The 13,440-nt window shown below is 72.9% G+C and carries 10 protein-coding genes; all 10 read right to left on the minus strand.

Annotated elements, in window-relative coordinates; all coding sequences use genetic code 11:
• Positions 1 to 31: 31 nt before the first annotated feature.
• Positions 32 to 1,564 (minus strand): UDP-N-acetylmuramate--L-alanine ligase, encoded by a 1,533-nt coding sequence (gene murC, locus O7605_RS01010; RefSeq protein WP_269737472.1) that lies wholly within the window; start codon positions 1,562 to 1,564, stop codon positions 32 to 34.
• Positions 1,561 to 2,667, minus strand: coding sequence for an undecaprenyldiphospho-muramoylpentapeptide beta-N-acetylglucosaminyltransferase (gene murG / locus O7605_RS01015; protein WP_269737473.1), 1,107 nt, complete (start codon positions 2,665 to 2,667; stop codon positions 1,561 to 1,563). Before murG ends, murC begins: the two co-directional genes overlap by 4 nt.
• Positions 2,667 to 4,076: an FtsW/RodA/SpoVE family cell cycle protein gene (locus tag O7605_RS01020; RefSeq protein WP_269738657.1), complete on the minus strand. Its 1,410-nt coding sequence runs from the start codon at positions 4,074 to 4,076 to the stop codon at positions 2,667 to 2,669. Before O7605_RS01020 ends, murG begins: the two co-directional genes overlap by 1 nt.
• A gap of 384 nt (positions 4,077 to 4,460) precedes the next feature.
• Entirely contained in the window at positions 4,461 to 5,594 is a 1,134-nt protein-coding gene (gene mraY, locus O7605_RS01025; protein WP_099844714.1) for a phospho-N-acetylmuramoyl-pentapeptide-transferase, read from the minus strand.
• Positions 5,591 to 7,018 carry a UDP-N-acetylmuramoyl-tripeptide--D-alanyl-D-alanine ligase gene (locus tag O7605_RS01030; RefSeq protein WP_269737474.1) on the minus strand — a complete coding sequence of 476 codons (1,428 nt, stop codon included), beginning with the start codon at positions 7,016 to 7,018 and terminating at the stop codon, positions 5,591 to 5,593. The genes mraY and O7605_RS01030 overlap by 4 nt, the downstream gene beginning before the upstream one ends.
• Positions 7,015 to 8,505 carry a UDP-N-acetylmuramoyl-L-alanyl-D-glutamate--2,6-diaminopimelate ligase gene (locus O7605_RS01035; protein ID WP_269738658.1) on the minus strand — a complete coding sequence of 497 codons (1,491 nt, stop codon included), beginning with the start codon at positions 8,503 to 8,505 and terminating at the stop codon, positions 7,015 to 7,017. The genes O7605_RS01030 and O7605_RS01035 overlap by 4 nt, the downstream gene beginning before the upstream one ends.
• Before the next feature lie 112 nt (positions 8,506 to 8,617).
• Positions 8,618 to 10,852: a peptidoglycan D,D-transpeptidase FtsI family protein gene (locus O7605_RS01040; protein WP_269737475.1), complete on the minus strand. Its 2,235-nt coding sequence runs from the start codon at positions 10,850 to 10,852 to the stop codon at positions 8,618 to 8,620.
• 3 nt (positions 10,853 to 10,855) lie between these two features.
• Complete coding sequence (locus O7605_RS01045; protein WP_269737476.1) at positions 10,856 to 11,461, minus strand: septum formation initiator family protein; 606 nt, start codon at positions 11,459 to 11,461, stop codon at positions 10,856 to 10,858.
• Positions 11,458 to 12,564, minus strand: coding sequence for a 16S rRNA (cytosine(1402)-N(4))-methyltransferase RsmH (gene rsmH, locus O7605_RS01050; protein WP_269737477.1), 1,107 nt, complete (start codon positions 12,562 to 12,564; stop codon positions 11,458 to 11,460). The genes O7605_RS01045 and rsmH overlap by 4 nt, the downstream gene beginning before the upstream one ends.
• 210 nt (positions 12,565 to 12,774) lie before the next feature.
• A complete protein-coding gene (mraZ, locus tag O7605_RS01055) occupies positions 12,775 to 13,206 on the minus strand; it encodes a division/cell wall cluster transcriptional repressor MraZ (RefSeq protein ID WP_210830718.1) in 432 nt (143 codons plus the stop codon).
• Positions 13,207 to 13,440: the final 234 nt, after the last annotated feature.

Below are 13,440 nucleotides of genomic sequence, written 5' to 3' on the forward strand. Positions count from 1 at the left end.
CCGGTGCCGCGACCGCGGGCCGGACCGGGACTCATTCCGCGACGGGCGCCGCGCCGTCCACACCGACGGCTCCGGGCACGCTTCCCCCGATGCTCGTCGACCCGCCGGCCACCCCACCGGCGACGGTGCCGGTGAGCGCCGACGCACCGGTGGTACGCGTCGTCAACGCGGCGAGCAGCTCGTCACCCATCAGTGAGATCGGTGGCGCACCCATCGTCACCACCACGTCGCCGGGTCGGGCCCGCCGGGCCACCTCGGCCGGCGCCGACTCCCAGGTGTCGACGAAGACCTTCCGCTCCGCCGGTAGCGACACCGCCTCGACAAGCGCCGCCGAGCCCTCGCCGGGGCCACGCTCCTCGCCCGGCCCGAAGACCTCCAGCAGCACCAGTTCGTCGGCGATCGCCAGCGCCTCGGCGATCTCCGCCTGCAGCTGCCGGGTGCGGTAGAGCCGGTAGGGCTGGAAGACGACGATCAGCCGGCCGTCCCCGGCCACCTCGCGCAACGTCCGCAGCGCCAGCGTCATCGAGGTCGGGTGGTAGGCGTACTCGTCGTAGACCAGCACCCCGTCGACGTCACCCTTACGCTCGAAGCGGCGGCGCACGCCCGGGAAGGCCGCCAGCGCGGCCTCCGCCGCCGCCAACGGCAACTCCAGCAGGTACGCGGCCAGCACCGCCGAGGCGCTGTTCAGCCCCATGTGCCGGCCCGGCACCGGCAACCGGAACTCGCCGAGCGGACGACCGTCGATGTGGGCGAGGTAGCGCACCCCCCGCGCCGAGGAGGCCATCTCGGTCAGTCGCAGGTCGGCGTCCTCGGCCTCCCCGTAGGTGTACACCCGACGCCCCTCGGCGCGCAGCGTCGCGGCCAGCCGCCGACCACCCGCGTCGTCGGCGCAGGTGATGACGAAGCCGTCCGGGTCGGTGAGCCGGGCGAACTCGGCGAAGGTGGCCTCCAGGTTGGCCAGATCGCCGTAGGTGTTCAGGTGGTCCGCCTCGACGTTCGTCACGATCGAGACGAACGGACGGTAGATGAGAAAGGAGCGGTCGCTCTCGTCGGCCTCCACCACGAAGTACTCGCCGGTGCCGTGGTGCGCCCCCGACCCCACCTCGGAGATCTCCCCACCGATCACGAAGGAGGGATCGACCCCGGCCTGCTGGAGCACCATGGTGACCATCGAGGTGGTGGTGGTCTTGCCGTGGGTACCGGCGACGGCCACGGTGCGGCGACCGGTCATCGCGGCCGCGAGGGCCTCCGAGCGGTGCAGCACCCGCAGCCCACGGCGGCGCGCCTCGACCATCTCCAGGTGGTCCGCGGGGATCGCCGAGGAGTACACGACCGTGTCCACGCCGTCGAGATTGGCTGTCTCGTGGGTCATGTGGATCGTCCCGCCGAGCGCCCGCAGGCCGGCCAACGACGGCCACTCCCGCAGTTCGCTGCCGGAGACCGGCAGGCCCCGGGTCAGGAAGAGCCGGGCCAGCCCGCTCATCCCCACGCCACCCACGCCGATCAGGTGGATGTGCCCGAGATCCTCGGCGGTCAGCGTGCCCGCCGGGCTGAACGTGGTCATCGGGATACCGCCTCGTAGACGAAGTTGAGCAGGGCCTCGTCGCCGTCGCGTCGCCCGTAGGCCGCGGCGGCGGTACCCATCGCGTGCAGCCGCTGCGGGTCGCGGATCAGCGGGATCACCGTTCGTTCGAGCCAGTCCGGCGTGACCTCGGCGTCGTCGACGAGCAGGCCGCCACCGGCCTCGACCACCGGCAACGCGTTGCGCTTCTGCTCCTGGTTGCTGTGCGGATAGGGCACGTAGATGGTGGGCAGCCCGATCGCGGCGACCTCGGCGCAGGTCATCGCCCCGCCCCGGCCGAGCATGAGGTCCGCCGCCGCGTACCCGGCGTCCATGTCGGACAGGTACGGCAGCGTCACGTACGGCACCGGCAGGTCGGTCGGGACCGACACCGGCTCGTTGCGGGCGCCGATCACGTGCAGCACCTGCACGCCGTTGCGGGCAAGTTCCTTCGCCGCCCCGGAGACCGCGAGGTTGATCGACCGGGCGCCCTGCGAGCCGCCGGCGACGAAGAGCACCGGCAGGTCGGGGCGGAGCCCGAAGTGGGCGCGCGCGGCGTTGCGCATCGCCGCCCGGTCCAGCCCGGCGATGCTGCGGCGCAGCGGCACCCCGACCACCCGGGCGTCGCGCAGCGACTCCGCCTGGGCCGGCTGGTGCGGGAAGCCGACCGCGACGTGCTTGGTGAACTTCATCCCCAACCGGTTGGCCACCCCCGGGGGCACGTTCACCTCGTGGATCACGATGGGCAGTTCGCGCCGCCAGGCGGCCAGGTAGGCCGGCACCGAGACGTACCCACCGAAGCCGACCACCACGTCGGCGCGTACCTCGTCGATGACCTTGCCCGCCGCGCGGGCCGCGGTCCACATCCGGCCCGGGGTACGGACCAGGTTCATGTTGATCGAGCGGGGCAGCTGGTAGGCGGGGATGTTCCGCAGGTCGTACCCGGCCGGCGGAATCAGCTCGTTCTCCAGGCCCTTCGGTGTGCCGAGGCAGGTTATCCGGACGCCGGGGTCGTGCCGCCGCAGGCAGTCGGCGAAGGCGAGCAACGGGTAGATGTGCCCCCCGGTGCCACCTCCTGCGAGCACCACCGAACGCAGCGGACCCATCAACGTCTCCTCTCGCTCGCCGACCCGCCGCGACCCCGGGCAGCCCGGGTGCCACGCGGTGTGGCCTGGTCGTCCGTGCGCCGCTTGCGCGCCTGGGGCACGGAGCCCCGGGCGGTCGACGGCGGCGCCGCGCGGCGCCGCCGGCCGGGAAGCGGCGGCAACGGTGCCCACACTAGTCGGACCCACCGGGCCGGCGGACGGGCATGCAGGGCCCGGGCCGCATCCGGTTCCGCCCGGGCGAACGAGGCCAGCATGCCGACCGCCGCGAGGGTCACCACCAGGGCGCTGCCGCCGTCCGAGATGAAGGGCAGCGGTACGCCGGTCAGCGGCAGCAGCCCGATCACGCCGCCGATGTTGATGAACGCCTGCCCGACGAGCCAGGCGGTGGCGCCGGCCGCGGCCAGTCGGCGGAACGGGTCGTCGACCCGGCGGGCGATGCGCAGACCGGTGTAGCCGAGCACGGCGAACAGGGTGACGATCACGGCGCAGCCGACCACGCCCAGCTCCTCGGCGATCACCGCGAAGATGAAGTCGTTCTCGGCGGCCGGCAGCCAGGCCCACTTGGTCCGCCCCTGGCCCAGGCCGGTGCCGAACCAGCCCCCGTTGGCGATGGCGTACCGGGCCTGGACCATCTGGTAGCAGAGTTCCTCCTTGCAGCCGTCCAGCGGTGGCGGGTTGAAGAAGACGGTGAGCCGGGCCAGCCGGTAGTTCTCCTCGCCCCGTACGCCGGAACCGGCGCCGAGGGAGGCCACCGCCACCAGCAGGCCGATGCCGAGCAGCCCGATCGCGCTGAGCGCGGCGAAGACCCGCAGCCGCACCCCGGCCGCCCAGAGCAGCCCCACCACCAGGGCCAGCAGGCAGAGCATGCTGCCCAGGTCGTTGTAGCCGACCAGCACGAACAGCAACCCCACCACCGGGAACAGCGGCGTGGCCAACTCCCGCCACCAGCCCAGCGCCGCGCCCTTGCGGGCGAGCACGTGCGCGCCCCACAGCACCAGCGCGAACTTCGCCAGCTCCGACGGTTGCAGGCTGATCCCGCCGATGTACAGCCAGAGCAGCTCGGCCTCCAGCGGGCCGATCTTCGCGTCGCCGTCGGTCAGCCGTCCGTACGCCACCAACAGGTTCAGCAGGATCAGCAGCCCCACCGCGACCGCCAGGGTCGGCCGGCCCAGGGCCCGGTAGGTGCGCGCCGGCAGGCGCTGGCAGGCCCAGAACGCCACGATGCCGATCACCGCGAAGATCGCCTGCTTGGTCAGCGACGCCGAGGCGTTGCCGTCCTGGGCGTAGTCCCGCACGCTGGTGGCCGAGAAGACCATCGTGAGGCCGATCAGCAGCAGCAGGCCGGCGCTGGCCAGCAGCAGGTGGTAGGAGGCCAACGGCCTCGACAGCAGGCCCCGCAGCGCGGCCAACGATCCCAGCGCGTCGAGCCCACGCCACGGCCCCTCGGCGTCGCCGCCCGTCACGGTGCCACCGGCCCGCGCCGCACCGGTCCCGCTGGAGCCTGCGGCCCGTCCGGCCGCCGCGGTCACCGACACCTCCGGACGCGCCGGGCTGCCGGCCGGGCTCCGACCCACCGTCACGTCGTCTCCTCGCGCCTCCCCCACAGCGTCATCATCGCCGCAACCGGCACCCGTCCGGGGCGGTACGCCCCGGTCGGCGTGTCGCACTTGCGCCGACCACCCTCCGCTGTCCCGCCAACACGCCAACCCAAGGCGTTGATCAAGAAGTTTGGGTCGGAATCCGGCGGATCCGCGACGGAAACTTCTTGATCAACACGTCTGGGGTGGGGTGGGTCAGCCCATGTTGGCCAGGAAGTCGCTGTAGAAGAGGCCGAGGGCGATGGCCACGCCGATGCCGGCGATGATCCAGAAACGGACCACGATGTTGACCTCGCTCCAGCCGGCCAACTCGAAGTGGTGCTGCAACGGCGACATCCGGAACACCCGCTTGCCGGTGGTCTTGAAGGAGATGATCTGGATCACCACCGACATCGTGATGATCACGAACAGGCCGCCGATGATCAGCAGGAGCAGGATGGTCCGGGTCGACATCGCCATGCCGGCGATCAGACCACCGAGACCGAGCGCTCCGGTGTCGCCCATGAAGATCCGGGCCGGCGAGGTGTTCCACCACAGGAAGCCGACGCAGGCCCCGGCCGCCGCCCCGGCGATCAGCGCGATCTCCAGCGGGTCCCGGACCGTGTAGCAGTAGTTGTCCGGATTCGCGGTGTACGCCGGGTCGGCGCACCAGTGCCGGTACTGCCAGAAGGCGATCACCGCGTACGCGCCGAGCACCATCACCGAGGCCCCGGTGGCCAGCCCGTCGAGACCGTCGGTCAGGTTCACGCCGTTCGTCGCGGCCATCACCACGAAGATGAAGATGATCACCGCACCGATCTTGGTGACGTCCAGCGCCGGGATGTCCCGGATGAAGCTGAGCGTGGTGCTGCCGACCGTCTCGGTGTTTGTCACCGCGCCGGAGGCGTCGGTCATGGTGGACGGGAACCAGAGCGCGACCACCCCGAACACCGCGCCGACCAGGATCTGCCCGAGCAGCTTGCCCCGCGCGCTCAGGCCGCCGCTGTGCCGCTTGCGCACCTTCAGGAAGTCGTCGATGAAGCCGACCGCGCCGCAGAAGACCATCAGCCCCAGCAGCACCAGCGCCGTGATGGTCGGCTCGACCTGGGCGATCTGCGCGTCGGGCAGCGTGGTCAGGGCGAGGTGCCCGGCCACGTACGCGATGACGGTGGCCAGGATGAACACCACGCCGCCCATCGTCGGCGTGCCCTTCTTGCCCTGGTGCATCTGCGGGCCCTCGGCCCGGATGGGTTGTCCGGCCTTGAGCCGGGTGAAGACCCGGATCGCGATCGGGGTGCAGAACAGCGAGACGAGGAAGGCCACCCCGATGGCCACGATTACCGCTCTCACGCGGCGCCACCCCCGGCCGACGCCGAGGTACCGTCGCCGTCCCCGGCAGCGTCGACACGCAGCGCGTCGGCCACCTCCCAGGTCCGGTACCGGGAGCCCTTGACCAGGACGACGTCGCCCGGTCGTAGCTCGCTGCGCAGCACCTCGACGGCCGCCGCCTGATCGGTGAGCAGCACCGACTCTCCTCCCCAGTCACCTACCGATGTCGCCCCGTGGTGGATCGGCGCCGCCGCCTCGCCGACCACGAGCAACCGGTCCACGCCCAACTCGGCCGCGAGTCGGCCCACCTCGGCGTGTCCCTGCGCCTCGAATTCGCCCAACTCGGCCATGTAGCCGAGCACCGCGACGGTACGCCGTCCCGCGCCGATGCCGCCCAGCGCCCGCAACGCCACCGCCGTCGACGCCGGATTGGCGTTGTACGAGTCGTCGATCACGGTGACCCCGTCGGTGCGCTCGAAGACGTCCATCCGGCGGGTGGAGACCAGCCCGAGCGCGCCCAGCGCGATGGCCAGCTCGGCCAGCGGCATGCCCAGCTCCCGCGCCACGGCCGCGGCGGCCAGACTGTTCCAGACCTGGTGCCGGCCGGTGAGCCCGAGTCGCACCGGCGCCGTGCCCTCCGGCGTGACCAGGGTGTACGCGGCCCGTCCCCGCTCGTCGAGCGTCACGTCCACGGCCCGCACGTCGGCGTGCGCCGACTCGCCGTAACGGACCACCCGGGCCGCAGTCCGGGCGGCCATCGCGTCGACAAGCGGATCGTCGGCGTTGAGCACCGCCAGGCCGTCGGCCGGCAACGCCTCGACCAGCTCGCCCTTGGCCAGCGCGATGTTCTCCTGCGAACCGAACTCGCCGATGTGTGACACCCCGACGTTGAGCACCACGGAGATGCGCGGGGGCGCGACCTCGCAGAGGTAGCGCACGTGGCCGATGCCCCGGGCGCCCTTCTCCATCACCAGGTACCGGGTGGTCGGGCCGGCCTGCAACGCCGTGTACGGGTGTCCCAGCTCGTTGTTGAACGACCCGGGCGGCGCCACCGTCTCCCCGAGCCGGGCGGTCAACTGGGCGATCAGGTCCTTGGTGGTGGTCTTGCCGGAGGACCCGGTCAACCCGATCACGGTCAGCCCGGGCAGCCGATCGACCACCGCGCGGGCCAGCCGGCCCATCGCCGCCAACGGGTCGGCCACGACGATCATCGGCACGCCGGGCACCGCCCGGGTACCCATGACCGCCACCGCACCGGCGGCCACCGCCGCGGCGGCGAAGTCGTGGCCGTCCACCTTCTCCCCGTCGAAGGCGACGAAGAGCCCACCGGAGGTGACCTTGCGGGAGTCGAACTCCACGCTGCCGGTGACCTGCGCGGCGGGATCGGCGGCGACCAGCCGTCCGTCGACCGCCGAGGCCACCTCGGCCAGGCTGAGCGTGATCACTGCCCCTCCAGATCCCCGAAGCGGCTCCGCAGCGCGTCGGCGAGTTCGGTCCGGTCGTCGAACGGGTACACCTCACCGGCGATCTCCTGGCCCCGCTCGTGCCCCTTGCCGAGCAGGGCCACCACGTCACCCGGTGCCGCCAGCCGCACCGCCTCGTCGATCGCCGCGCGGCGACCGCCGACCTCGACGACCCGGGCGGGCGCACCGGCCCGGTGGGCACCGGCGAGCACCTCGGCACGGATCGCCGCCGGATCCTCGGTGCGAGGGTTGTCGTCGGTCACCACCACCAGGTCGGCACCGGCCGCGGCGGCGGCACCCATCGCCGGCCGCTTTCCCCGGTCCCGGTCGCCGCCGGCACCGATGACGCAGATCAGCCGGCCGGTGCTGAGTTCCCGCAGCGCGGCCAGCGCGGCCACCACGGCGTCGGTCTTGTGCGCGTAGTCGACCACCCCGCGCACCCCACCGGCCACGCCCACCGACTCCAGCCGGCCCGGCACGCCGCCGCAGGCGGCCACGCCCTCGGCGGCGGTCACCGGGTCGACCCCGGCGGCCACCAGGCTGGCGATGGCCAGCAGGGCGTTGGACACGTTGTGCCGGCCGGGCAGCGCCACCCGGGCGGGCAGTACCAGCCCGTCCGGACCGTGCGCGGTGAACCGCTGCGCGTACCCCTCGCCGGTCAGCTCGTCGGCCCACCAGCTGGCGGCCCGGTCGCCGAGCGCGGAGAAGCTGACCGTGGCCGGCTTGAACAGCGCCTTGAGCGCCGGGTCGTCGTGGTTGAGCACCTCGACGGCACACCGGCCGTCGAACAGCCGGGCCTTGGCGGCGAAGTAGTCCTCGGCGTCGGCGTGGAAGTCCAGGTGGTCGGAGCCGAAGTTGGTCCAGCCGCCGACGGTGAACCGCACCCCGCCGACCCGGCCCATCGCCAGGGCGTGGCTGGAGACCTCCATGACCACGGCGGTGACCCCACGCTCGGCGGCGGCGGCCAGCATGGCGTGCAGGTCGGTGGCCTCGGGCGTGGTCCGCACGCTGTCGATCACCAGGTCGCCGAGCCGGGTCTCCACGGTGCCGATCAGGCCGGTGACGTGGCCGGCGGCGCGCAGCCCCGACTCGATCAGGTACGCGGTGGAGGTCTTGCCGGCGGTGCCGGTCACGCCGATCACGGTCAACCCCGCCGTCGGATCGCCGTAGACCGCCGAGGCGAGCGGGCCGAGCACCGCGCGGGGCTCGGCCACCACCAGGGTCGGCAACCCGATGTCGGCGGCCCGCTCGGCGCCGGCCGGGTCGGTGAGCATCGCGACCGCGCCGGCGGCCGCCGCGTCGGCGGCGAACTCCGCGCCGTGCCGCCGGGCCCCGGGCAGGGCCGCGTACAGGTCGCCGGGGCGGACCTCGCCGCTGGCGTGGGTCACCCCGGTCACCATCGGGTCGGCGCTGGTGCCGGACGCCACGGCGAGCCGGGCGGCCAGGGCACCGAGCCGGATCCCGGTCACGGAACGGGGACGAGGATTGCCGCGCACGGCGTCAGACCCTACCCGGTCGCCCGCTCCCGGCCGCACGGCGCGCCTGAATCTCCGTCGCATGGAGTCGAACCGCAGGTCGTGGCTACGGGAAGACGGTGAACGTCGGCGCCGGTTCGGTCGACGGCGGTACCCGGTGGTGGCGCAGGGTGAAGGTCATCATGTCGCGGAAGGCCGGTGCCGAGATCTGACCGCCACCACCGCTGGGGCTGTGCACGAAGACCGCGATGACGTAGCGCGGGTTCTCCGCCGGAGCCATCCCGATGAACGAGGCGACCTCGCCGGGCTGCTTCTTGCCGTCCACCAGCCGCCAGCCGGTGCCGGTCTTGCCGGCGACCCGGTAACCGGGGACCGCGGCGGCCAGGCCGGTGGCGTCGTCGACCGTGGTGACCGCCTCCATGATCGTACGCAGCGCGGCGGCATTGTCCGGGCTGAGCACCTGCCGGGTCTCCGGCTCCGGCCCGGGGGTCCGTTTCCCGTTCGGGGCGATCGTCTCCTTCACCAGGTGTGGCTGGATGTAGGTGCCGTCGTTGGCGATGGCGGCGTATGCGGCGGCCATCTGCAACGGGGTGGCGTCCACGCTGTGCCCGATCGGCACCGACCCGTGCGACGACCCGCTCCACTCCTGCACCGGCAGCAGCCGCCCGCTCGCCTCGCCGGGCATCCCGACCCCGGTCGGCTTGCCCAGGCCGAAGCGCCGCTGGTAGTCCAGCAGCCGGTCCGGACCGAGCTTGTCGGCGATCTGGATGGTGCCGACGTTCGAGGAGTACGCCATCATGCCGGCGACGCTCATCCGCCGCCCGTTCGCCTGGTGGGTGTCGCGGAACCAGGTGTCGCCCTTGCGGATGGCGTTGGCCACCGGGAACGAGGTGTCCCGGGTGATGACGCCCTCCTGCAGGGCCGCCCCGAACGTGATCGGTTTGTGCACCGAGCCCGGGTCGACGATGAAGCTGGTGGCCGCGTCCTCCCGGTCGGTCGGCTCGCTGGGGAAGGGCTTCGCCGCGTTGTAGGTGGGATGGCTGGCCTGGGCCAGCACCTCACCGGTACGCGCGTCCAGCACCACGGCGGCGCCGGTGCTGCCCTGCACCTGCTGCGTCTGCTCACTGAGGATGCGCTGCACCATGTACTGCAGGTCGCGGTCGATGGTGAGCACCAGCGAACTGCCCGGCTTGGCCTTCGTGGTGCGGCTGATGCCGCCGGGAATCGGGGCGGCCAGGTCGCCGAGGCCGATCTCGAAGACCCGCTGGCCGTCCTCGCCGTGCAGCAGGTCGTCGAAGCGCGCCTCCAGGCCCTCCAGCCCGACCATGTCCGGGCTGGTGAAGCCGATCAGGTTGGCGGCGAGGTCCCCGCCGGGCACCTCGCGCCGCTCGTCGCGGTGCGTGCCGATGCCGGGCAGCTTGAGCGCCGTGATCTCCTTGGCGCGGTCGATGTCAACCCCCCGGGCCAGGTACTCGAACTGCGAGTCGACGCCGTTGATCCGCTTGCGGGGTTTCATCTTCTCGGCCAGTTCGGAGGCCGGGATACCGAGCAGCGGGGAGAGCGACGCCGCGGTCGCCGCGATGTCTTTCACCCGGGTCGGGTCGGCGTAGACGTACCGGGCCTCGACGCTGTGCGCCAGCGCGGCCTCGCCGGAGCGGTCGTAGATGGCGCCCCGCGGCGCGGGCAGCGGCACGGTGGTGATGCGGTCGGCGATCCCGCCGTCGGCGTACGCCGGGGTGTCGACGGTCTGGAGCACGACCAGCCGCACGCCGACGGCGACGAAGAGGGCCAGGGTCAACGCGGTGCCCAGGCGCAGCCGGCGGCCCGGGTCGGCCAGCCGGGGCGGTCGGGGTCGCTGGCGCGACGGTCGGCGCGGCGGCGTACGGTCCCCGCGACGCGGTTCCCGGTTGGTCACCCGTCGTCGGGGGGCGGTGGCCGGGGCCTCGTCGCGCGGGGTGCGGTCGGTGACGGTACGCGTCACGGTGGCACGGGCGGCGCCACCGTCCCGGCGGGCCGCGCCACCCGGTCGGCCGGCGGCCCGGCCGGCGGTGACCCGACCACCGTCGAGGACCTGTAGCGCCGGCCGGAACGGATCCTGCGACCGGCTGCTGCGCGGGGTGCGCCGCTGCTCGGCGCGTCCGGTGCCGGCGGCCGCGCCGCTCTCGCGGACGGAGCGGCCCCGGGGCGTGTAGGCGCGGGCGTCGGAGATGCCGCCCAGACCCGGCGTCACGTCCCGCTCACCGGCCGGGCGGGGCGGCGAACTCCGCTGCCCGCCGCCACGCGACGAACCGCGCCGGGAGCCTTCGGCGTCCCGGCGCGGTTCCTCGGACCTCGGTGGCACGGCCTACCCCTGCCCGCCCTGCTGGCTGGCGATGGAGAGCTTGCCACCGGCCGGCTGCGGCACCCCGATCACCTTGCCGTCCGGCAGCCGGATGTACGCCGGCTCACCCGACTCGACAAGCCCCAGCTTGCGGGCCTGGGCGGTGAGGTTGCCGGGCGACTCGGACTCGGCGATCTGCTTCTTCAGCTGCTGCTGCTCCACGTCGAGCTTGGCCTGCTGCTGCTGCAGCTCGTCGAGCCGGAAGGCGTTCTCGTTGATCTTCGTGTTGACCGCCAGGATGCCCAGCACCCCGCCGACGACCAGCACCACCACCAGCGCGGCGAACGGTGCCCGCGGCACCCGCACCGGCGGCGGCGGGGCGACCCGCAGCCGCGGCGACTCCGACCGCTCGGCCGCGACGGCGGCCCGCTCCACCGGACGCAGCGCCGCGCTGCCCTGGGTCGGGAACTCGCGCGCCCCCCGGGCGCGAGTCTCCGCCGACCGGTTCACCCGGTCCGTCCGCCGAGCACCGTCGCCCGTTCCCCGGGTCCGCTCCGCCGCGATCCGGCCCCCCGACCGCGGTGCGCGCTGCCCGGCGCCGGCGATGTCCCGACGCTTGTCTACGTTCATGTCCCCTCCCCCTCTTCGTCCGTGGTGTCCCCCGGCGCCCGCCGCGGATCCGGACCGGATTCCGTGGTCGACGCCGTCCCCGGTTGGTGCATCGCCTTGACCCGGCGGCGGTACCGTTCGCGGTCGGTACGCCCCCGTTGCCGTGCCTGCGGGTCGATCCGCTCCGCGGCCCGCAGGCGCACCGAAGCGGCCCGCGGATTCGCGGTGACCTCCACCTCCCCAGGCAGTTCCGCGCCCCGGCTGAGCAGCCGGAACGTCGGCTCTGACCCGGGCAGTTCGACCGGGAGGTCGATCGGGCCCGTGCTGCGGACCCGATCGGCGAGCGCCTGTTTGGTGAGCCTGTCCTCCAGCGAGTGGTAGGACAGGACCACCAGGCGACCGCCGACGGCGAGTCGGTCCAGAGCGGCCGGCAGCGCCGTCTCCAGCGCTGCCAGTTCTCTGTTTACCTCGATCCGTAAAGCCTGAAACGTTCTCTTTGCCGGGTGTCCCCCGGTTCGCCGGGCTGGTGCCGGAATCGACTCCCGGACCAGCTCGGCCAGCCGCGCCGAGGAGGTGATCCGGCCGCGTTCCCGCTCCCGGATGATCGCCGAGGCGATCCGCCCGGCGAACTTCTCCTCGCCGTAGACCCGCAGCACCCGGGCCAGGTCCGGGTGCGGGTAGGTGTTGACCACCTCCTCGGCGGTCACCCCCCGGGTCTGGTCCATCCGCATGTCCAACGGCGCGTCCTGCGCGTACGCGAACCCGCGGTCGGGCGCGTCGAGCTGCAACGAGGAGACACCGAGATCGAACAGGACCCCGTCCACGGACGGATATCCCAGCCGGTCGAGCACCTCGGGCAGCTCGTCGTAGACGGCGTGCTCCAGGTGGACGCGGTCGGCGAACCGGGCCAGCCGGACCCTGGCGTGGGCCAGCGCCTCGGTGTCCCGGTCCAGGCCCACCAGCACCGTCTCCGGATGGGCTCGCAGCACCGCCTCGGCATGGCCGGCGAGGCCCAACGTCGCGTCGACGTGCACGGTGCGCCCACCCCGGCCCAGTGCGGGGGCCAGCAGCTCGAGACACCGCTCGAGCAGCACCGGCACGTGCGTGCCACGTAGCTCCCCCATGTCGACCCCCACTGGTTGAACCGGTTGTGTATCCGCGCCCTGTTCGTCGGACGACGCCGTGCCGTCGTACCGCCAGATCCCCATCCGCTCTCCGCCCGCCCGTCGGGCCGGTGGCCCGGAAGGTCGGATCGTGCGCCTGGCACCGGGGAAGGGATGCCAGGAACTCGAAAGCGGCTGGAGATCTCGCAGTACGTCGGGCGTCGCCACGCCCTACAGACCGCCGGGCAGCACCCCTTCCTCGATGTCGGCGAAGTCGTCTTCGCTCTCGGCGAGGTAGGTCTCCCAGGCGACCCTGTCCCAGATCTCCACCCGGGTGCTCGCGCCGATGACCACCAGGTCCCGGTCGAGCCCCGCGTAGCTGCGCAGGTGCGCCGGGATGGTCACCCGGCCCTGCTTGTCCGGCACCTCGTCGTGCGCGCTGGCGAAGAACACCCGGCTGTAGGCCCGGGCCGCCTTGTGCGTCATCGGCTGCGCGCGCAACTGCTCCGCGATCCGCTGGAACTCCGGCGTCGGGAAGACGTAGAGGCAGCGCTCCTGCCCTTTGGTGATCACGACACCCCCCGCCAGCTCATCCCGGAACTTCGCCGGAAGGATCAACCGGCCTTTGTCGTCCAGGCGCGGAGTGTGGGTGCCGAGAAACATCGGCCCAACCCCCTCGCCCTTGAGCGGCGTTCGCGCGCCGCTGACCCCCCGGGCCGGTGGGCCCCTCCCGGCCCCACCAATGCGCCCCACTCTACTCCACTTCCCTCCACTCGCAACCAGATTCGACCGCGTGGCGTGGCGCGCGTCGCCACAAAACCGCACGTCAGCCGGGGTGGAGCGGAGTGGAGGGCCGCGCGGCGCCCCCGGGCGGGTCCGCTTTCCGACATAGATCGA

Source organism: Verrucosispora sp. WMMA2121 (genome assembly GCF_027460185.1).
In the GTDB taxonomy this organism is placed as follows: Bacteria; Actinomycetota; Actinomycetes; order Mycobacteriales; family Micromonosporaceae; genus Micromonospora; species Micromonospora palythoicola.